General features: G+C 73.2%; 18 protein-coding genes. 10 read left to right on the plus strand and 8 right to left on the minus strand.

All coding sequences use genetic code 11. The annotated features are described in order from the left end of the window. Window positions 1-4: 4 nt before the first annotated feature. The 4 genes from cseB to AC0VY3_RS02435 form a co-directional block, all read right to left on the minus strand. Entirely contained in the window at window positions 5-718 is a 714-nt protein-coding gene (gene cseB, locus AC0VY3_RS02420; RefSeq protein WP_103508131.1) for a two-component system response regulator CseB, read from the minus strand. A 79-nt stretch (window positions 719-797) separates the two neighbouring features. After that, window positions 798-1,472 carry a hypothetical protein gene (locus tag AC0VY3_RS02425; RefSeq protein ID WP_103508138.1) on the minus strand — a complete coding sequence of 225 codons (675 nt, stop codon included), beginning with the start codon at window positions 1,470-1,472 and terminating at the stop codon, window positions 798-800. Between the two features lie 128 nt (window positions 1,473-1,600). Continuing rightward, on the minus strand, window positions 1,601-2,272 hold the full coding sequence (locus tag AC0VY3_RS02430) for a SigE family RNA polymerase sigma factor (protein ID WP_103508130.1): 672 nt from the start codon (window positions 2,270-2,272) through the stop codon (window positions 1,601-1,603). 150 nt (window positions 2,273-2,422) lie between these two features. Further along, complete coding sequence (locus AC0VY3_RS02435; protein ID WP_103508129.1) at window positions 2,423-3,337, minus strand: HhH-GPD family protein; 915 nt, start codon at window positions 3,335-3,337, stop codon at window positions 2,423-2,425. Window positions 3,338-3,556: 219 nt separating this feature from the next. Here AC0VY3_RS02435 and AC0VY3_RS02440 point away from each other — a divergent pair, with 219 nt between their 5' ends. Continuing rightward, a complete protein-coding gene (locus AC0VY3_RS02440; protein ID WP_475548786.1) occupies window positions 3,557-4,384 on the plus strand; it encodes a hypothetical protein in 828 nt (275 codons plus the stop codon). 323 nt (window positions 4,385-4,707) lie between these two features. On the opposite strand, the gene disA is transcribed toward AC0VY3_RS02440, so the two are convergent. Together disA and radA are read right to left on the minus strand one after the other, a co-directional pair. Beyond that, complete coding sequence (gene disA / locus AC0VY3_RS02445) at window positions 4,708-5,832, minus strand: DNA integrity scanning diadenylate cyclase DisA (RefSeq protein WP_103508127.1); 1,125 nt, start codon at window positions 5,830-5,832, stop codon at window positions 4,708-4,710. Window positions 5,833-5,911: 79 nt separating this feature from the next. Next, window positions 5,912-7,333 (minus strand): DNA repair protein RadA, encoded by a 1,422-nt coding sequence (radA, locus tag AC0VY3_RS02450; RefSeq protein WP_103508126.1) that lies wholly within the window; start codon window positions 7,331-7,333, stop codon window positions 5,912-5,914. A 244-nt stretch (window positions 7,334-7,577) separates the two neighbouring features. Between radA and AC0VY3_RS02455 the strand changes: the two genes are divergently transcribed. Further along, entirely contained in the window at window positions 7,578-9,494 is a 1,917-nt protein-coding gene (locus tag AC0VY3_RS02455) for a BACON domain-containing protein (protein WP_475548787.1), read from the plus strand. 48 nt (window positions 9,495-9,542) lie between these two features. Here AC0VY3_RS02455 and AC0VY3_RS02460 read toward each other — a convergent pair whose 3' ends face one another. Then, on the minus strand, window positions 9,543-10,403 hold the full coding sequence (locus AC0VY3_RS02460) for a DUF3109 family protein (RefSeq protein WP_475548788.1): 861 nt from the start codon (window positions 10,401-10,403) through the stop codon (window positions 9,543-9,545). A gap of 39 nt (window positions 10,404-10,442) precedes the next feature. Here AC0VY3_RS02460 and AC0VY3_RS02465 point away from each other — a divergent pair, with 39 nt between their 5' ends. From AC0VY3_RS02465 to ilvD, 4 genes are all read left to right on the plus strand, one after another. After that, on the plus strand, window positions 10,443-11,393 hold the full coding sequence (locus tag AC0VY3_RS02465; RefSeq protein ID WP_103511590.1) for a Ppx/GppA family phosphatase: 951 nt from the start codon (window positions 10,443-10,445) through the stop codon (window positions 11,391-11,393). Between the two features lie 93 nt (window positions 11,394-11,486). Continuing rightward, window positions 11,487-12,350 (plus strand): sugar phosphate isomerase/epimerase family protein, encoded by an 864-nt coding sequence (locus AC0VY3_RS02470; RefSeq protein ID WP_103511589.1) that lies wholly within the window; start codon window positions 11,487-11,489, stop codon window positions 12,348-12,350. Continuing rightward, window positions 12,347-12,964, plus strand: coding sequence for a TetR/AcrR family transcriptional regulator (locus tag AC0VY3_RS02475; RefSeq protein ID WP_103511588.1), 618 nt, complete (start codon window positions 12,347-12,349; stop codon window positions 12,962-12,964). The genes AC0VY3_RS02470 and AC0VY3_RS02475 overlap by 4 nt, the downstream gene beginning before the upstream one ends. A gap of 162 nt (window positions 12,965-13,126) precedes the next feature. Next, window positions 13,127-14,977, plus strand: a complete 1,851-nt coding sequence (gene ilvD, locus AC0VY3_RS02480; RefSeq protein ID WP_103511587.1) for a dihydroxy-acid dehydratase — start codon at window positions 13,127-13,129, stop codon at window positions 14,975-14,977. A 99-nt stretch (window positions 14,978-15,076) separates the two neighbouring features. Here the strand turns inward: ilvD and AC0VY3_RS02485 are convergent, their stop codons facing one another. Then, on the minus strand, window positions 15,077-17,260 hold the full coding sequence (locus tag AC0VY3_RS02485; protein WP_103511586.1) for a protein kinase domain-containing protein: 2,184 nt from the start codon (window positions 17,258-17,260) through the stop codon (window positions 15,077-15,079). 132 nt (window positions 17,261-17,392) lie between these two features. Here AC0VY3_RS02485 and AC0VY3_RS02490 point away from each other — a divergent pair, with 132 nt between their 5' ends. The 4 genes from AC0VY3_RS02490 (at window position 17,393) to AC0VY3_RS02505 (ending at window position 20,201) form a co-directional block, all read left to right on the plus strand. Then, window positions 17,393-17,800 carry a PT domain-containing protein gene (locus AC0VY3_RS02490; RefSeq protein ID WP_475548789.1) on the plus strand — a complete coding sequence of 136 codons (408 nt, stop codon included), beginning with the start codon at window positions 17,393-17,395 and terminating at the stop codon, window positions 17,798-17,800. A gap of 60 nt (window positions 17,801-17,860) precedes the next feature. After that, on the plus strand, window positions 17,861-18,418 hold the full coding sequence (locus AC0VY3_RS02495) for a hypothetical protein (RefSeq protein WP_103511584.1): 558 nt from the start codon (window positions 17,861-17,863) through the stop codon (window positions 18,416-18,418). Window positions 18,419-18,579: 161 nt separating this feature from the next. Continuing rightward, window positions 18,580-19,404 (plus strand): ABC transporter ATP-binding protein, encoded by an 825-nt coding sequence (locus tag AC0VY3_RS02500; RefSeq protein ID WP_475548790.1) that lies wholly within the window; start codon window positions 18,580-18,582, stop codon window positions 19,402-19,404. Next, window positions 19,401-20,201, plus strand: coding sequence for an ABC transporter permease (locus AC0VY3_RS02505; RefSeq protein WP_475548791.1), 801 nt, complete (start codon window positions 19,401-19,403; stop codon window positions 20,199-20,201). The genes AC0VY3_RS02500 and AC0VY3_RS02505 overlap by 4 nt, the downstream gene beginning before the upstream one ends. Window positions 20,202-20,215: the final 14 nt, after the last annotated feature.

Consider the following 20,215-nt stretch of genomic DNA (forward strand, 5'->3'; position numbering starts at 1 on the left):
CGCCTCAGCCGCGCAGCTTGTAGCCGAAGCCGCGGACCGTGTCGATCCGGTCCTGGCCGATCTTGGTGCGCAGCCGCTGGACGTGGACGTCCACGACCCGGGTGTCACCGCCCCAGCCGTAGTCCCAGACCCGCTCCAGGAGCTTGTCGCGGGACAGCACGGTGCCCGGCGCTGACGAGAACTCCAGCAGCAGCCGCATCTCGGTGGGCGTCAGCGCCACCTGCTCACCGGCGCGCCGCACCTCCATACCGTCGGTGTCGACCTCCAGATCGCCGAAGACCAGCACCCCGCCGAACGCCTCGGCGTCCTCGTCCGTACCGCCCTGGCCCGGGCCGTCCGGTCCGGCCGCGTGGCCGAAGCGGCGCAGCACCGCCCGGATGCGGGCGACCAGGACCGCACCGTCGAAGGGCTTGGTGACGTAGTCGTCGGCCCCGGCCTCCAGGCCGAGCACCACGTCGATCGAGTCGGCCCGGGCGGAGAGCATGATCACCGGTACGGTCGACTCGTCCCGGATACGGCGGCACAGGCTCACCCCGTCCAGTCCCGGCACCATCACGTCGAGCAGGGCGATGTCCGGCCGGTCGGCGCGGAACGCCTCCAGACCGGAGAGCCCGTCGGGCATCGCGGTGACCGTGAAGCCGACCCGTTCCAGGGCGAGCTGGGTGGCCTCGCGGATGACGTCGTCGTCCTCGACGAAGAGGACGTGGGTCTCGGCCATGGGCTGCTTCTCGCTTTCCGTTCCTGCCCGGTTCCACCGGCGCGGCTTCGTTCCTGCCCGGGGTCGGTGCCGCCGTGTGTCAGTTCCTGTCCGGGTTCACCGGTCCGTCCGAGGGAACCGGTTCCGGTTCCACCGGCTCCGACTGCACGGGCAGATCACCGTCCGCGCCCTCGACGGCACGGCTGAAGTCGTTGTGCACCCGGTCGTGCTCGGTGAAGCGGTCGCTCGCCCAACGGTAGGTGACCACCTCCGAGCCGGAGGGGGACGACAGCGGATCCTTCGACCCGTAGACCTGGGTCGTCACCACCAGGTCGCCCCGGTCGATCGTGCCGTAGACGGCGGGGACCTCGGCCGAGAAGACGTTCTTGTACGAGCCCTCGTCGTCCGCCCGGTAGACGTACGTCCCGACGCTCACCGAGTCGGCGCAGCTCATCACGTTGACGACCACGTCGGCGGACCGGCCGCCGGTAAGCGACCCGTAGGAGGTGTCGACCGGATAGGCCTTGCCCGCGCAGGGCCGGAGCCCCTCCCTGACCTGCTCGCCCACCTTGGGGTCGCTCTTGAGGAGCCGAACGGCGTCGACCCGCCGGACGGGTGGAGTCGTGCCGGAAGGGCTGGCCTGCGGGGTGATCTGGGCGACCGGCTGACTGCCGGCGGGCCCTTCGTCGCGGGTGCCGGTGCCGCCCGTGGAGCAGCCGACGCAGAACAGCCCGAAGGCGGCGAGTCCGGCCAAGGCCGTGCCACTCGCCGCCATGCCGGCCCGGAAGCCCCGGCTCCGGCCCGGTCTGCCCGGGTTGTCGCCGTCGTCCGGGCCGCCGGGGCCGGTCGGGGAGTCGCCCCCGAAGCCGTGCCCGAATCCGTCCCCGCCGCTGCTGCTGCCGCTCAGGCCGCGCACCGCTCCATCCCCCGCTCGTCGTGACGCCCGTTCCGCTGCGCCGAGGTGTGTGCCCCCGCCCCCCGCACCGACGTGACCGGCGACCGCTGGGCGGGGACACGGGCGGAGGCGACCGGCGCCGCGCTCCGGTGGCTCCCGGTCTCCCGGGCGACCGCCTCGCGGCTGTCCAGCTCGCGGCTCTCCAGCTCCTGGCGCAGTCGCGCCAGCGCCCGGTGCAGCGTGCTCTTGACCGTACCGGCCGACATGCCGAGCGCTGCGGCCGTCTCCTCCGTGCTCATCTGCTCCCAGTGTCGCAGCACGACGACGCTGCGCTGCTTGGGAGCCAGAATGCCCAGAATGTCCATCAGGAGGGCGCGGTCGGCGCGCTGCTCGCTGCCGTCCTCGACGCTCGCGTCGGGCAGCTGCTCGGTCGGCACCTCTTCGAGTTTGCGCGCCCGCCACCACTCCGTACGGGTGTTGATCATGACGCGGCGCAGATAGGCGTCGGCCAGCGACTTGTCGGCGATGCCGTCCCAGCGGCCGTAGGTGCGGACCAGGGCGGTCTGCAGCAGGTCCTGGGCGTCCACGGGGTCGGGAACAAGACGGCGCGCGCTGCGCAGCAGCGCCTCCTGCCGTGTGCGTACGTAGTCCTCGAACGCGAGCACCTCGCCCTGCGCCATGACAACCGCCTCCGTCCCCGATGAATCCCCGTGGTCACTGCTGTCGGAGACGCTACGGAGGCGTTGTCACGGCGATGTGCGGAGCAGCCGTAGGCCGGTGCACGGCTGCCCATCGGTTGTGTAACAGCGGGGTGGGTCGGGCCGGGCCGGTCAGGTCAGCGGCAGCCGGTACCGGCCGTCGGCCAGCGGCTCGACGAGCCCGTCCGCCACCAGCCCGTCCAGCGCCCGGGCGCGCTGCACCGGCTCCTGCCACACCGCGTCCAGCGCGGCCTGCGGCACCGGGTTCAGCGCGTCCCGCAACACCGCCAGCAGCCGCCCGCGCACCTGGCGGTCGGTACCGGCGTACGTCTGGCCCTTGCGCGGCGGCCCCTGGTGCGCGGGCTTCCCGGCCAGCCGCCAGGCACACCGCGAGGCGATCGGGCAGCGGTCGCAGTCCTCGTTGCGCGCGGTGCACACGAGCGCGCCCAGCTCCATCGTGGCCGCCGCCCAGCGCGCCGCCCGCTCGTCCTCCTCGGGCAGCAGTGCCCGCGCGAGCTTGCGTTCGGCGGCCGTGGTCGCGTTCGGCGGGTACTGGACGCCGGACGCGGCGCGGGCGAACACCCGGCGGACGTTCGTGTCGAGCACCGCGTGCCGTTGCCCGTACGCGAACGAGGCCACGGCCGCCGCCGTGTACTCGCCGATCCCGGGCAGCGCCAGCAGCTGCGCGTGCTCGCTCGGCACATCGCCGCCGTGCCGTTCCGTTATCGCCTGCGCGGCCCCGTGCAGGCGAAGCGCACGGCGCGGGTAGCCGAGCCGGCCCCAGGCGCGGACCGCCTCACCGGACGCCTCGGCGGCCAGGTCGGCGGGGCGGGGCCAGCGGGCGAGCCACTGTTCGTACACCGGGAGGACCCGGCTCACCGGGGTCTGCTGCAGCATGAACTCGCTGACCATCACGCCCCAGGCGCCCGCTTCGGGGCGGCGCCAGGGCAGATCGCGGGCATGCTGCTCGAACCACCCGATGACGGGGGTGTGGAGGGAGGCGGCGGCGGGGGGCGTCTGGGGTGAAGTGGAAGTCATGGCAGTCATGGCACTGACGATCCTGGCACGGAAGACGGGGCGGGCGTCACGGGCGCGGGGGTGTCGCCCTGTGCGGCGGTCCAGGAGGTGACAACGCCACCCGTTCTGTCCCCTGTGACCGTCTCGTGGGCCGGTTCCCGTGATGATGATCGGCAAAACTTGTGACCGGAGCGGCGGGTGGGGCCGGAGACGGCCCAGAACTCTCGTAGAGTTCGGACCGTGGGATCTATGCGCAATCCGGTCGGTCCGCTTCCCTCCAGCATCTACTGGCGACGAAGGGCGGTAGCGGGACTTCTGGTTGCGCTGCTCGCCGTGCTGGTCGCCTGGGCGGTGACGTCCGGAGGAGGCGGCGGGGGCAGCCGGGACGACGGCAAGTCCGGCGGCTCCGGCCCGGCCAAGTCGATCGACCCCGGGCCGTCGAGCTCCGGCCCCGCGATCAGCCAACAGCCGGGCGGGCGCGACGAGTCGGGCGAGGAGGGCGGCTCGGGCGGTTCGGGTGAGTCCTCGGGCGGCTCGGGCGACGGCGGTTCGTCCGACGGACCGTCAACCGGCGGTACGGATAAGGGTGCCGGCGGCTCGGCGGGTACGGATACGGCCGGTTCGGGCGGCGGCGGCACGGCGGGCCAGCAGGTTCCGGCCGGCTCCCCGCTCCCCGACTGCAAGCCGGCCGCGGTGCAGTGGAGCCTGCGGACGAAGGTCAGTTACGGGCCCGACGACCGGCCGAAGTTCGAACTGATCGCGAAGAACACCTCGTCGACCACGTGCAAGGCCGACTTCGGGCCGAAGAACGCGGTGCTCACGGTCACCGAGGCGGGTGGCGAGGACGACGACCCGATCTGGTCCTCGAAGGACTGTCCCGCCGCGGCCGGTCCGCTGTTCCTGAAGGTGCCGGCGGGGGCGACGGTGATCCACACGGTGGACTGGAACCGTACGTTGTCGGAGCCCGGGTGTGCGACGCCGCCGGCGGGCAGGGCGGGGCCTGGAACGTACCTCCTGGAGGCGAAGGCCCCGGGCGAGCCGGTCCAACGAGCATCCTTCGTCCTCGCCAAGGACTGACGCCTTACAGCCCGTCCGGTGCCCGCCTCGGCCCGTCCGGCGTTCGAGGACGGAACCGTCGAGGTGGACGGGCGAGGCGTCTACGGGGTCCGGGTCCACCCCAGCCCGTCCGGCGCTTGAGGACGGAACCGTTCACGGGGACGAGCGAAGCGCCTACGGGATCGGGCCAGCCCGTATGAGCAGGCCTGCCATGGCCCTGGGCTCCGTTCTCAAACGCCGGACGGGCTTGGTTGTGGTTCGGGTCGGCCCGTGTGCGCGCCGTCTGCCGTCGCCCGGAATTCCGTCCTCAAACGCCGGACGGGCTCGGAACGCGTGGCCCGGTCTCAGACGTAGCGTTCCAGGATCGACGACTCCGCCAGCCGCGACAGCCCCTCGCGGACACTCCGGGCCCGGGCTTCGCCCACGCCGTCCACCGTCTGGAGATCGTCCACACTCGCAGCCAGCAGCTTCTGCAGACCGCCGAAGTGCTCCACCAGCCGCTCGATGATCGCCCCCGGCAGCCGCGGCACCTTCGCCAGCAGCCGGAATCCCCGCGGCGACACCGCGGAGTCCAGCGTCTCCGGCGAGCCGCTGTAGCCCAGCGCCCGCGCCACCACCGGCAGCTCCAGCAGCTCCGTATGGCTCAGGGAGTCGAGCTCGGTCAGCGCCTCGGCCACCGTGCGCGACCGTTTCGCCGTCGGCTCGGGAACGTAATCCCGGACCACCAGCTCCCGCTCCGGCTCCACCCCGGCGATCAGCTCGTCCAGCTGGAGCGAGAGGAGCCGTCCGTCGGTGCCGAGCTCGACCACGTACTCCGCGATCTCCGTCGCGATCCGCCGCACCATCTCCAGCCGCTGCGCCACCGCCGTCACGTCCCGGACGGTGACCAGGTCCTCGATCTCCAGTGCGGAGAGCGTGCCGGCCACCTCGTCCAGGCGGAGCTTGTACCGCTCCAGCGTGGCGAGCGCCTGGTTGGCCCGGGACAGGATCGCGGAGGACTCCTCCAGGACCCGCCGCTCGCCGTCCACGTACAGCGCGATCAGCCGCATCGACTGGGAGACCGAGACGACGGGGAAGCCGCACGCCTTGGAGACCCGGTCCGCCGTACGGTGACGGGTGCCCGTCTCCTCCGTGTGGATCGAGGCGTCCGGGACCAGCTGCACCCCGGCCCGCAGGATCTTGGTCATGTCCTTGTCCAGGATCAGCGCCCCGTCGAGCTTGCACAGCTCGCGCAGGCGCGTCGCCGTGAACTCCACGTCCAGCACGAATCCGCCGGTACACATCGACTCGACGGTCTTGTCCATGCCCAGCACGATCAGCCCACCGGTATTGCCGCGGAGAATGCGCTCCAGGCCGTCCCGCAGGGCCATTCCGGGCGCGACCGCGCTCAACGAGGCGCGCATCAGCGCCTCGTTACCGGTGCCTTGGCCGGACTTTCCGGGCGTCGTCGCCCGGTCGTTGGCTGCCACTGCACTCCTCCGGTCACAGGTTTGCGGTGCCCTCGCGTCCCCCATGCCGTGTCCACGGGCGGCGAGACCAGGGCAAAGTCTACCGGCGCGCGTTGTCTTCCTGACGAGGCTGCGGCGCCTCTTGACGAGACCGGCGCGGGAGGACCCGCAGAGCATCGCCCATGTCGGCGACTTCCGTGACCTTCATACCGGCCGGGACCTTCCCCGGATCGGTCGGAACGAGCGCGTGGGTGAAGCCCAGACGGTGTGCCTCGGCCAGCCTCCGCTGCACCCCGGTGACCCTCCTGACCTCGCCCGCGAGCCCCACCTCACCGATCGCGACCAGGTTCTTCGGGAGCGGGGTGTCGCTGGCGGCACTGGCCAGCGCGAGCGCGATCGCCAGGTCGGCGGCGGGCTCGGTGAGCTTCACACCGCCCACCGTCGCGCTGTAGATGTCCCGCTTGCCGAGCGCGCTGATCCGGCCGCGCTGCTCCAGCACGGCGAGCATCATCGAGACCCGGGAGGTCTCCAGACCGGAGGTGGTGCGCCGGGGCGAGGGGATCTGCGAGTCGACGGTGAGCGCCTGCACCTCGGCGACCAGCGGCCGCTTGCCCTCCAAGGTCACGGTGAGGCAGGTGCCCGGCACCGCCACGTCGCGGCGGGTCAGGAAGAGGCCCGAGGGGTCGGCGAGACCGGTGATGCCCTCGTCGTGCAGCTCGAAGCAGCCGACCTCGTCGGTCGCCCCGTAACGATTCTTGACGCCGCGCACCAGCCGCAGCCGGGCGTGCCGGTCGCCCTCGAAGGAGAGCACCACGTCCACCAGGTGCTCCAGCAGCCGGGGCCCGGCGATCGCGCCGTCCTTCGTGACGTGGCCGACGAGCAGCGTGGCCATCCCGCGCTCCTTGGACGCCCGGATCAACGCCCCGGCGACCTCACGGACCTGGGCCATTCCGCCGGGCGCGCCGTCGATCTCGGGCGAGGCGACCGTCTGCACCGAGTCCAGGACGAGCAGCGAGGGCTTCACCGCGTCCAGATGGCCGAGCACCGCGGAGAGGTCGGTCTCCGCCGCGAGATAGAGGTGGTCGTTGATCGCCCGGATCCGGTCGGCCCGCATCCGGACCTGGCTCGCGGACTCCTCGGCGGTCACATAGAGCGTGCGGTGGTCGTCGCTCGCCGCCTTGGCCGCCACATCCAGCAGCAGCGTCGACTTGCCGACGCCCGGCTCGCCCGCCAGCAGCACGACCGCGCCCGGCACGAGCCCGCCGCCGAGCACCCGGTCCAGCTCACCGACGCCGGTCGAGCGGGCGGTGGCCTGCCGGCTGTCGACCTGGCCGATCGGCAGGGCCGCCGTGGAGACCCGGCCCGCCGCGGTGGTGCGCACGGCGGGCGCGCCGCCGAACTCCTCGACCGTCCCCCACGCCTGGCACTCCGGGCAACGGCCGAGCCATTTGGCGGTGGTCCAGCCGCATTCGGTGCAGCGGTAGGACGGCCGGTCCTTCGCGGATTTCGTACGGGCAGCCATGGCGTCACCGTATAGGTGGGGTACGACAACGCCGCCCGCACGGTCGGAGCCACGGTCGTCGGTTCGCGCTGTCCGTCCACACGCAGGGCGCACGGAAGCACTCCCGAGTGCTCCTGGGCGCTCCCGCCCGAATCCATGATCTCTGTCCTCTTTCACAACTCTTTCGAGGGATACATTCACCCGTAAGGATTAAATGTGCTCAAGGGGCACTTGGGGCATGCGCTCCTTTGCCTACGGTCGCCGGGTGACGAGCAGCAGGCTGGAGACCCCCACGCACACCACCGGCGCACACCGGGCGCACCGCCGAGCCCCCCACGCTCCGGCGCAGCGACCGCCCGCACGTTACGAGCCGTATCTCGACGGACTGTTCACCTACTGCCTCTCCGTGCTCTGCGACCACGACGAGGCGACCGAGGCGCTCGGCGCCGTCCTGTCGATCGCGGACCGGCAGGACGCCCGGGGGCCCACGGCCGAGGAGGAACGTAAATCCTGGCTGTACGCGCTGGCCCGGTGGACCTGTCTGCGCACCCTCACCGAGCGCAAGCGCGGCCGCCAGGCCCACCGCCAGCCCTCGGGAACGGTCAAGCCGCCCCGTACGGCCAAGGCTTCCGAGGCCGGTACGCCCACGGCACCCGAGACCGGGAAGGGGGCGCACTCCGCCCGGCGCACGCCGGAGCACACCCCGCCCGCCACCTCCGCGCCGACGCCTGCCACCCCCGAGGACGCCGCCACCCCCGCCCCCGCCGAGTCACCGGCCGCCGAAGCCCGCCGCCGGGAGCTCGCCACGCTCGCCTGGCCCGAGGCCGCGGGCACCACCCCGGAGCAGCGCGAAGCGCTCGAACTGGCCGTACGCCACCGGCTCACCCCGCGCGCCGTCGCCGCCGTCCTCGGTCTTGAGCCCGCCACCGCCCGCGAGCTGCTGGCCGCCGCGGCCTGCGAGGTGGAACGCACCCGCGCCGCCCTCGCGGTCGTCGAGGCGGGCAACTGCCCCACCGTCGCCCGGCTCACCGGCGACCACCAGGTGCTGCTCTCCGCCGCCCTGCGCCGCGAGCTCGTCCGGCACGTCGACGACTGCCCCCGCTGCCGCCGCGCCGCCGAGCGGGCGGACGCCGCGGGCCCCTGGCCCGGAGCGGCCCTGGCCCCGGTCGCCGCCCTGCCCGTAGTGGAGGCCCCCCGCCCCTCCGTGTACGTCGCGATGGCCCAGGCCCAGCGCTCCCGCGCCGCGGGCCCGCGCTTCGACCGGACCGGATTCCCGCTCGACCCCAAGGACCAGGCCGCCCGCCGCGACCGGCTGCGCGCCCGGCTCGTGACCACCACGGTCGTCGCGACGGTGGTCGCCGCCCCCGTCATCGCCCTGTGGGCCGCGTACCGGGGCGCGCCGCAGACCGGCGAGGGCCACGACGGCACCTCGGTCACCGCCACGGAGGTGGACGGCGTCGGCGGGATGAGCGGCGACCCGTACTCCCCGTACGAGAACACCGGCCATGGCAGCCCCGGCGACCGCTTCGGCGCCCGTGTCCCGGGCGTCACCGCCGAGGTCGTCAGCACCGGCGGCGCGCAGCAGGGAGACTCCCGGCTGGCGGTGACGGCCCAGACCTCCGGGGGCGTCACCACGATCACGCTGACCAACCCCGGCCGGGAACCGGTCAGCTGGTCGGCGGCGGCCGACGCCCCGTGGCTGCGGCTCAGCCGTACGTCCGGCACGCTCGCGCCCGGGAAGTCCACCACGATCGCGGTCTCGGTGGTCCGGGACGCGCAGCCGGGCGGGCCGTGGCGGGCCCGGATCACGCTGGCCCCCTCGGGCTCCGCCGTGCTCATCGAGGGCAAGGGCGTCACCTCCCCGACGACGGGCGTCCCGCGTCCCACGCGCCCCGGCACGGACTCGCCCCGCCCGACGGACCCGGGCACCACGGACCCCGGTCCCACCGACCCGGGGCCGACCGATCCGGGCCCCGGACCCACCGATCCCGGGCCCACCGACCCCGGCCCGACCGACCCCACGGACCCGCCGGACCCGACCGACCCGCCGGACCCGACCGACCCGCCGGACCCCACGGACCCGCCCGAACCGACCCCGGACCCCACCGACCCGACGGACCCGGGCCCCACGGACCCGGCCCCGACCGACCCCGGCCCGTCGGACCCGGGCCCGACGGGCTGAGGAGCCCGACGGGCCGAGGGCGGCCGTCCTCGTCGGCGGACGTACGCCTCAGTGCTTCTTCTTCAGCGCCGGGAGCGGGTCCGCCGGGTGCGGGGCCATCGGCAGCAGCGAGGACAGCCGCTCCTCGCACAGTTCGACCAGCCGGTCGTACCCCTCCTTGCCCATCAGCTCGATCAGCTCCGGGCGGTAGGACACGTACACCGGCTCACCGGCCCCGTGCGCCGAGGTGGCCGAGGTGCACCACCAGTGCAGATCGTGGCCGCCCGGGCCCCAGCCCCGGCGGTCGTACTCCCCGATCGTCACCTGGAGCACCCGGGTGTCGTCGGGCCGGTCGATCCAGTCGTAGGTCCGCCGTACCGGCAGCTGCCAGCACACGTCCGGCTTGGTCTCCAGGGGCTCCTTGCCCTCCCGCAACGCCAGGATGTGCAGCGAGCAGCCCGCCCCGGCGGCGAATCCCGGCCGGTTCTGGAAGATGCAGGAGCCCTCCCAGCGGCGCGTCTGGCGTTCGCCGTCCTCGTCGACGCCGACCCAGCCCGTCTCCGTACCGACGGCGTGGAACTGCCACAGCTCGGGCGTGAGCCGCGCCACGTTCTCGGCGACGCGTTTCTCGTCGTCCTCGTCGGAGAAGTGCGCGCCCAGCGTGCAGCAGCCGTCGTCCGCGCGGCCCGCCTGGATGCCCTGGCAGCCGCTGCCGAAGATGCAGGTCCACCGGGAGGTCAGCCAGGTCAGATCGCAGCGGAAGATCTGCTCGTCGTCCGCCGGGTCGGGAAACTCCACCCAGGCCCGCGCGAAGTCGAGGCCCTTCTCGTCGGACGGGTCCGGTCCGCTCTCCTCCGGCTGTGACGCCTGCTTGTTCGACTTCGGCTTCTTCGTGGCTTTGTCCTGCTTAGCCTTTTTCGTCTTTGGCACGCGCCCAGAGTAGGTCCCGTGGAGCAGTAGCGTTCCCGTATGAGACTCGGAGTCCTCGACGTGGGATCGAACACGGTTCATCTGCTGGTGGTCGACGCCCACCCCGGCGCCCGCCCGCTGCCCGCGCACTCGCACAAGGCCGAGCTCCGGCTCGCCGAACTCCTCGACGAGACCGGCGCGATCGGCCCGCTCGGCGTGGACCGGCTCGTGGCGACGATCGCCGACGCGGTCCAGGCGGCCGAGGACAAGGGGTGCGAGGACGTGCTCGCCTTCGCGACTTCCGCGGTGCGCGAGGCGACCAACGCGGACGTGGTGCTGGAGCGCGTACGGCTGGAGACCGGCGTCGACCTCGCCGTTCTCAGCGGTGAGGAGGAGGCCCGGCTGACCTTCCTGGCCGCCCGCCGCTGGTTCGGCTGGTCGGCGGGCAAGCTCCTCGTGCTGGACATCGGCGGCGGCTCCCTGGAGATCGCCTTCGGCATCGACGAGGAGCCCGACACCGCCGTCTCCCTCCCGCTCGGAGCGGGCCGCCTCACCGGCGCCTGGCTGCCGGACGACCCGGCCGACCCCGAACAGGTCAGGGCGTTGCGCCGGCATGTACGGGCCAGCATCGCGCGGACGGTCGGCGAGTTCGCCCGGGCCGGCCGGCCCGACCACGTCGTCGCCACCTCCAAGACCTTCAAGCAGCTCGCCAGGATCGCCGGGGCCGCCCGCTCCACCGAGGGCCTGTACGTCCAGCGCTCGCTGAGCCGCAAGGCGCTGGAGGACTGGGTGCCCAAGCTGGCGGCGATGACCGTCGAGGAGCGCGGCCGGCTCCCCGGAGTCTCCGAGGGCCGGGCCGCCCAGCTGCTCGCCGGGGCGCTGGTGGCCGAGGGCGCGATGGACCTGTTCGGCGTCGAGGAGCTGGAGATCTGCCCGTGGGCGCTGCGCGAGGGCGTCATCCTGCGCCGCCTGGACCACCTCCCGGCGGAACGGGCCGCGCTGCCCGGGTGACACACCTCCGGGGCCCATGGCCCTGATCACTTTCCGCCAGGAGCCCTCGGCGCGGCGCACCGGTGCCCGTACGCTGTCCAGGTGGCAGAACCATTGGTGCGCATCCCCGATGCGAAGGTCGCCCTGTCAACGGCCTCGGTCTACCCCGAGTCCACCGCGACGGCCTTCGAGATCGCCGCGCGCCTGGGGTACGACGGCGTCGAGGTCATGGTCTGGACCGACCCCGTCAGCCAGGACATCGAGGCCCTGCGCCGGCTCTCCGACTACCACCAGGTGCCGATACTCGCGGTGCACGCCCCCTGCCTCCTGATCACCCAGCGGGTCTGGTCCACCGACCCGTGGGTCAAGCTCCAGCGGGCGAAGGCCGCCGCCGAGAAGCTCGGGGCGTCCACCGTCGTGGTGCATCCGCCGTTCCGGTGGCAGCGCAACTACGCCCGTGACTTCGTGACCGGGATCTGGCGGATGGCCGGCGAGACGGACGTCCGGTTCGCCGTCGAGAACATGTACCCCTGGCGGTACCGGGACCGCGAGATGCTCGCGTACGCCCCCGACTGGGACGTCACCAACGACGACTACCGGCACTTCACGGTCGACCTCTCGCACACCGCGACCGCCCGCACCGAGGCGCTCGCCATGGTGGACCGGATGGGCGACCGGCTGGCCCACGTCCACCTCGCCGACGGCAAGGGCTCGGCCAAGGACGAGCACCTGGTGCCCGGCCGGGGCGACCAGCCGTGCGCGGAACTGCTGGAGCGGCTGGCCCGCACGGGCTTCGACGGCCATGTCGTCATCGAGGTCAACACCCGCCGCGCGATGTCCTCCGCCGAACGCGAGGCCGATCTCGCGGAGGCGCTGGCCTTCACCCGCCTCCACCTGGCCTCCGCGACCGCCGGCGCCGACGACCCGGCCGCCACGACCGCCGCGGCCGACCCGACCTCCGGGATCCGCCGCCCGTGACCGAGGACGCACCCGCCCCGCGCCGCCGGGGCCGCCCCTCCCGCCGGGCCGCGTCCGAAGGACCCGACGCCCGGACGCGCATCCTGGAGGCGGCCCGTACGGAGTTCGCCGAGCGGGGCTACGACAAGACGTCGATCCGGGGCATCGCCAAGGCCGCCGGGGTCGACGCCGCCCTCGTCCACCACTACTTCGGCACGAAGGACGAGGTCTTCGCCGCCGCCGTCGAGGTCACCTTCGAACCCGCCCTGGTCATCCCCACCGTGCTCGGCGGCCCGCCGGAGCACCTGGGGGAGCGGCTGGCGCGCTTCTTCCTCGCCGTGTGGGAGGACCCCGGCACCCGTACGCCCCTCCTGGCGATCCTGCGTTCCGCGGTCACCCACGAGGCGGCGGCGAACGTCCTGCGCGACTTCGTGCTGCGGCGGCTGCTGGAGCGGGTCGCGGCCGAGCTGGACGTACCGGACCCGACCTTCCGCGCCGAGCTGGCCGCCTCGCACATGCTCGGCATCGCGATGCTGCGGTACGTGGTCCGCGCCGAGCCGCTCGCCTCCGCCGACCCGGAGGACATCGTCGCGATGGTCGCCCCCACGCTCCAGCGATACTTGGGCGAGGGCTGAAGCCGGGCGAGAGCCGAAGCCGGGCGGGGGCTGACCGCCCGCCGACCGTCACGTCCCGTATTCCGGACGGTCTGTCCAGATCTTGGATCCGGGGCGTACGCTCGAAGGCAGTCTTTTCTTTCACTGTCGGAGGCAGTCCCCCTGCCGAAGGAGCGAGCGACGATGCCCCAGCTGAGGTCCCGCACGGTCACCCACGGACGCAACATGGCGGGCGCGCGCGCCCTTATGCGCGCGTCGGGCGTAGCGAGCGCGGACATCGGCAAGCCGATCATCGCCGTCGCCAACTCGTTCACCGAGTTCGTCCCCGGCCACACCCACCTCGCCCCGGTCGGCCGGATCGTCTCCGAGGCGATCCTGGCGGCGGGCGCGGTCCCGCGAGAGTTCAACACGATCGCCGTGGACGACGGCATCGCGATGGGCCACGGCGGCATGCTCTACAGCCTGCCCTCCCGCGACCTGATCGCCGACTCCGTGGAGTACATGGTCGAGGCGCACTGCGCGGACGCGCTGATCTGCATCTCCAACTGCGACAAGATCACCCCGGGCATGCTGATGGCCGCCATGCGCCTCAACATCCCGACCGTCTTCGTCTCCGGCGGTCCGATGGAGGCCGGCAAGGCCACCCTCGTCGACGGCACGGTCCGCAAACTCGACCTGGTCAACGCGATCAGCGACGCGGTCGACGAGTCCGTCTCCGACGAGGACATCCTCCGTATCGAGGAGAACGCCTGCCCCACCTGCGGCAGCTGTTCCGGCATGTTCACCGCCAACTCGATGAACTGTCTGACCGAGGTCCTCGGCCTCTCCCTCCCCGGCAACGGCTCCGTCCTCGCCACGCACACCGCCCGTAAGGCGCTGTACGAGGACGCCGGCCGCACGGTCGTCGACATCACCAGGCGCTACTACGAGCAGGACGACGAGACGGTCCTGCCGCGCTCCATCGGCACCCGCGCCGCGTTCGACAACGCGATGGCGCTGGACATCGCCATGGGCGGCTCGACCAACACGATCCTGCACCTGCTGGCCGCCGCCGAGGAGGCGCAGCTGGCGTATGACCTCGACGACATCAACGAGGTCTCGCGCCGGGTCCCGTGCCTCTCCAAGGTCGCCCCGAACGTCGCCCCCGGTGGTACGTACTACATGGAGGACGTCCACCGCGCCGGCGGCATCCCCGCCCTCCTCGGCGAGCTCCACCGCGGCGGCCTGCTCAACGAGGACGTGCACTCGGTGCACTCCGACACCCTCGCCGAGTGGCTGAAGAACTGGGACGTCCGCGGCGGCTCCCCGTCCCCCGAGGCCGTCGAGCTGTGGCACGCCGCCCCCGGATGCGTCCGCTCCGCGACCGCCTTCTCGCAGTCCGAGCGGTGGGACACCCTCGACCTGGACGCGGCGGGCGGCTGCATCCGCGACGTCGAGCACGCGTACTCCAAGGACGGCGGCCTCGCCGTCCTCAAGGGCAACCTCGCCGTGGACGGCTGTGTCGTGAAGACGGCCGGCGTCGACGAGTCGATCTGGACCTTCGAGGGCCCGGCCGTCGTCTGCGAGTCGCAGGACGAGGCCGTCGACAAGATCCTCCGCAAGGAGATCGAGCCGGGCGACGTCGTCGTCATCCGCTACGAGGGTCCGCGCGGCGGCCCCGGCATGCAGGAGATGCTCTACCCCACCTCGTTCCTCAAGGGCCGGGGTCTGGGCAAGGTCTGCGCGCTGGTCACCGACGGCCGCTTCTCCGGCGGTACGTCGGGCCTCTCCATCGGCCACGCCTCGCCCGAGGCGGCCTCCGGCGGCACCATCGCGCTCGTCGAGGACGGCGACCGGATCCGGATCGACATCCCGAACCGCTCCATCGAACTGCTCGTCGACGACGCCGAACTGGCCACCCGCAGGGCGGCGCTGAACGGCGTGTACGCGCCGAAGAACCGCGACCGCAAGGTGTCGGCGGCGCTGCGCGCCTACGCGGCGATGGCGACGAGCGCGGACCGCGGCGCGGTCCGGGACGTCTCGAAGCTCGGCTGACGCCTCCCGCTCCTCAAGCCCTTCCGCGTGCAAGCCCCTCCCGGGATCGAGGAGCGGGGTCCGGGGCGGAGCCCCGGGAGCCCGAGGGCGGACCGGGCCTCACCAGCCGCCCGGATCCGCCCCGTCCACCGCGAACACCGACCCGTCCGGCGCCGACCCCACGACCGTCCGCCCCGCGGTCACCGGGGCGGGCAGGTCGGACGCGTACGCCAGCTTCCCGCCGCTCAGCCGCGCCCGGGTCTGCCCCACCAACGCGCCCCGGCCCGTGTCGACGGCCAGCAGCCGCCCGTCCGCGGCCGAGAAGTACAGGTGCCCGCCCTCCCCAAGCACCGGCGCGGAAGCCCGCCCGACCCCCGTCTCCAGCCGCCACAGCTCCGCCTTCGCACCGCCGCCCGACCCCGTGTCGACGGCCAGCAGCGACCCGCCCCGCGCCAGCAGATACGCGACGTCCCCGGCCATCACCACCTGCGGCCCGTCCAGGGTGAACGGCAGTGTGACCCGGGCGGACGCACCGCTCCCGGGGGCGTACCGCACCAGCTCGGCGGTGTCAGAGTTCTCGTCCATCGCCGTCAGCACCAGCTCCCCGGCGTCGGCCGTGCCGACCGGCGTGAGCACCCCGTCCAGCCGCCGCTGCCAGGACACCCGGCCGCTCACCACATCCACCGCGGTGACCAGGGTCGACGTGCCGGACGGCGCGTGCTCGAAGGCGTAGGCGAGCCCGGACGCCGCGTCGTAGAGGGCGAAGTCGGGCCGCGTGTGCTGCGCCAGCGGCCCCCTCCAGCGAACCGCCCCGCTCGCACCGTCCAGCGCCGTCACCGTGCCGTCGTCCGCCACGGCCAGCAGCGTGTCGCCGGCCGGGAACGTGCCACCGGGGCTCGCGGACAGCGCGGTGTCCCGGACGACGGTGCCCTTCACCGGGTCGTACGCGCGCAGCTTCCCGTCCGGCCCGGTGGCCAGCACGACCCCGCCCGAGACGATCGGAGCGTGGGCGGACCGGGGCGAGGACGAGCGGGCCGACCACACCACGCGCCCGTCCGCCGGATCGATCCTGGCCGTGCCGGTCCCGGCCACCGAGCAGTACAGCGCGCCACCCGGCCCGGCGGTGGAGCAGACGGGCGTGGCGCTCCCGGCCGTCCGCAACTCCGTACGCCAAGGAGCGAAGGCCCCGGCGTCCCCGGCACCTTCGCCGCCCTCGGCACCGACGCGCCCCGGCGCAGCGCGCCCCGCGCCCGCCTCACCACCGCCCCACACGGCGTACGCCCCCGCGCCCGCCCCCGCCACCAGCAGAAGCAGCACCGCCACCACGACCACCCGGGAGCGCGGCAGCCACCGGCGCCGGACCGCGGGCGCGGCGCGCACATGCGTGTCCTCCTCCGAACCCTCCCGCTCCTCCGCCGGCACCGCCGCCGCGACCGCCGCTCGCCGCCGCTGCGCCGGTACGAACGCGGCCGCCTCGTACGACGGGGGCAGCAGCGCCTCCATCACCTCGCCCGGCGTCGGCCGGTCGGCCGGGTCCTTCGCCAGGCACCGGGCGACCAGCGGCGCGAGATCCTCCGGCACACCGCCGAGGTCCGGCTGATCGTGCACCACCTGGTACGCCACGATGTACGGGCTGTCCGAGTCGAACGGCCCCCGGCCCGTCGCCGCGTGGACGATCACGGCGCCCAGCGCGAACACGTCGGCCGGCGGCCCGACCTCGCGCGGCCGCTGGAACTGCTCGGGAGCCATATAGGGCGGCGAGCCGATCAGCTTGCCCGTCTCGGTGCGCAGATCGCTGTCGTACGGCCGGGAGATCCCGAAGTCGATGACCTTGGGGCCGCCGTCGGTCAGCAGGACGTTGCTCGGCTTCAGATCGCGGTGGATCACGCCCGCCCGATGGATGTCCCGCAGCGCCTCGGCCAGCCCGGCGGTCAGCCTGCGCAGCTCGGCGGGGGCCATCGGGCCGTTCCGCTTCACCTGCTCGGCGAGCGTGGGCCCGGGAATGTAGAGGGTGGCCATCCAGGGCCGCCCGGCCTCCGGATCGGCGTCGACGACCGGCGCGGTGAACGCCCCGCTGACCCGCCGCGCGGCCGCCACTTCCTGCCGGAACCGCGCCCTGAACTCGGGATCCGCCGCGTACGGCGCATGCACCACCTTCACCGCGAGCTGCATCCCCGAGGCCGAGCGCGCCAGGTGCACGACCCCCATGCCGCCCGAGCCGAGACAGGCCTCAAGACGGTAGGTGCCGGCGTACTGCGGAAACTCCGCTTCCGGATGCGCTCCGGGCTCTCGCAGCGGCGGCATCGCCCACCCCCGTGTGTTCGTGCGCATGCGACGCACGGAGCCTAGTCGATGGTGCGTGCGAGAGGCACGGGGCTTGCTAGCCTGCGCGTCGTACGCGCTTGGCGTACGCGTTTCTCAACGGGGGAGGCCCACATGGGCGTTGAAGAGCACACCGCGGAACCCACCGCGGAACCCACCGCGGAACCCACCGCGGAACCCACCGCGGAACCCACCGCGGAACCCACCGCGGTGCCCGCCCAGGACGGGACGGAGGGGACGGCGGCCGCGCTGGAGGTGGAGACCACCGCGAGCGGCACCCGCTACCCGATCGCCCCGGGCTACCGGGTCAACGTCCGCACCGGACCGGGCACCAGCTACCGCATCGTCCGGACCCTGCCGTACGGACAGAAGATCCCGATCTACTGCCAGAAGCCGGGGGAGCGGGTCACCGGCCCGTACGGCACGTCGAACCTCTGGGACAACATCGCCAACGGCCAGTTCGTCGCGGACGCGTACGTCTACACCGGCCGCGACGGCTACATCGCACCGCGCTGCGACTGAACCGACCGGTCCCGGCGCCGCGGGGCCGGGGGCGACGGGGCATGGCGGATAATCGACCCCGTGAGCGAGAACAGCGCAGCCCCCGGCACCCCGCCCGCCGGAGGAACCCCCTCCGGCGGCGCCCCCACGGCTCCGGGCCCGCGGCCCGAGCCGATCCGTTTCTTCGGCACGACGTGGGTCGACCACGACGGCGGTTACGGGCTCCGTCGCGCCGGCGTCGCCGTCGGCTCGCTGGCCGCCGCCGTGGCCGCCTGCTTCATCCTGCGCTTCGCCTACCAGGGGCTGGAGATCGCGGAGGTCGGGAGCCTCGTCGGGATACTGGTGATCGCGATGTTCTCCATCTGCAGCGCCATCGCGTTCCGCAAGACCTGGGAGGGCTTCGGCGCCCGCCCGAAGGACCCGGCCCGCGAGGACGCCCTGCGCGGCCTGAAGTCGATCGGGTTCATCGGCTCGCTGCTCGCCTACTTCGTCCGCTCGCTCACCGAGGCCCCGGGCGAGAAGCTGCGCCGTACCGAGTACGAGAAGGCCCGCGCCCAGTTCGAGAAGCGGCGCTCGACCCGCACCGGCAATCCGGCGGCCCGCACGTCATCCGGGCGCAAGCGCCCCAAGCGCACCTGAGGACGAGCCCGCCCCACGGACAACTCGCTCCACTCACGACCTGCTGTACGGACGACCCGCTTCACACACGACTGAGCCCGCCGACACCGTCGGCGGGCTCAGTCGTGTGTCCGCCCCCGCACCCCTTGACGAACGGCAGTATCGGGCGAAGAATTCATCACATGATGAATTACGAGCAAGGTGCGGCGCCGACCACCCCTCAAGGCCCCCCGGACCCGCCACCACCACCCCCGGCGATCAAGGCCCACGCCCTCACCGTCGTCCGAGGCGCCCGCACCGTCCTGCGCGCCCTCGACTTCACCGTCCGCCCCGGCAGCATCACCGGCCTCCTCGGCCCCTCGGGCTGCGGCAAGACCACCCTCATGCGGGCGGTGGTCGGCACCCAGGACAAGGTCACCGGCACCCTCGACGTCCTGGGCCACCCCGCGGGCGACCCGGCCCTGCGCCCCCGCATCGGCTATGTCACCCAGGCGCCCTCCGTCTACACCGACCTCACCGTCCGGCAGAACCTCGACTACTTCGCCGCCGTCCTGCACCCCGGCCGCGCCCACCGGGACGCCCGAAGAGACGCCGTCACCCGCGCCATCGGCGACGTCGACCTGACCACCCATGCCGACGCCCTCGCGGGCGCGCTCTCCGGCGGTCAGCGCAGCCGCGTCTCGCTGGCCGTCGCCCTCCTCGGCAGCCCGGACCTGCTGGTCCTGGACGAACCGACCGTCGGGCTCGACCCCGTGCTCCGCCGCGACCTCTGGGACCTCTTCCACCGCCTGGCCGCCGACCGGGGCACCGCCCTCCTCATCTCCTCCCACGTCATGGACGAGGCCGAACGCTGCCACCGCCTCCTCCTGATGCGGGACGGCCGCATCCTCGCCGAGGAAACCCCCGAAGCCCTGCGCCACAGCACCGGCACGGCCACGGTCGAGGAGGCGTTCCTCCGCCTGGTCGACGAGACCGCGCCCATCACCGAGGAAGAGGCGTCCCGATGACGGCCACCGCTCCCACCACGCCGGCCCGCCTCACGAGCAAGGCCGCCCCGGCCCGCCCGATCACCCCGTCCCGTACGACCGCCACCGCGGGCCGCGTCCTGCGCCAGCTGGCCCACGACGCCCGCACGATCGCGCTCCTGGTGATCGTCCCGGTCCTGCTGATCACCCTGCTCCGCTACGTCTTCGACGGCAGCCCCGACACCTTCGACTCCATCGGGGCCTCACTGCTCGGGATCTTCCCGCTGATCACGATGTTCCTGGTGACCTCGATCGCCACCCTGCGCGAACGCACCTCGGGCACCCTGGAACGCCTCCTCGCCCTCCCGCTCGGCAGGGGCGACCTGATCGCCGGCTACGCCCTGGCGTTCGGCGCCGTCGCGGTCGTCCAGTCGGCACTCGCGACGGCCGTCTCCATCTGGCTGCTGGGCCTGGACGTCATCGGATCGCCCTGGCTGCTGCTCCTGGTCGCGCTGCTCGACGCCCTGCTCGGCACCGCGCTCGGCCTGTTCGTCTCCGCGTTCGCCGCGTCCGAGTTCCAGGCGGTCCAGTTCATGCCGGCGGTGATCTTCCCCCAGCTCCTGCTGTGCGGCCTGTTCACCCCGCGCGAGGCGATGCACCCCGTCCTGGAGGCGATCTCGAACGTCCTGCCCATGTCGTACGCCGTCGACGGCATGAACCAGGTCCTCCACCACGCCGACATCACCGGCGACTTCGTCCGCGACATCGCGATCGTCGCGGGAAGCGCCCTGCTGGTCCTCTGCCTCGGCGCGATCACCCTCCGCCGCCGTACGCCGTGAGAACCCCGATGCGA

Source organism: Streptomyces sp. iso_384 (assembly GCF_056172905.1).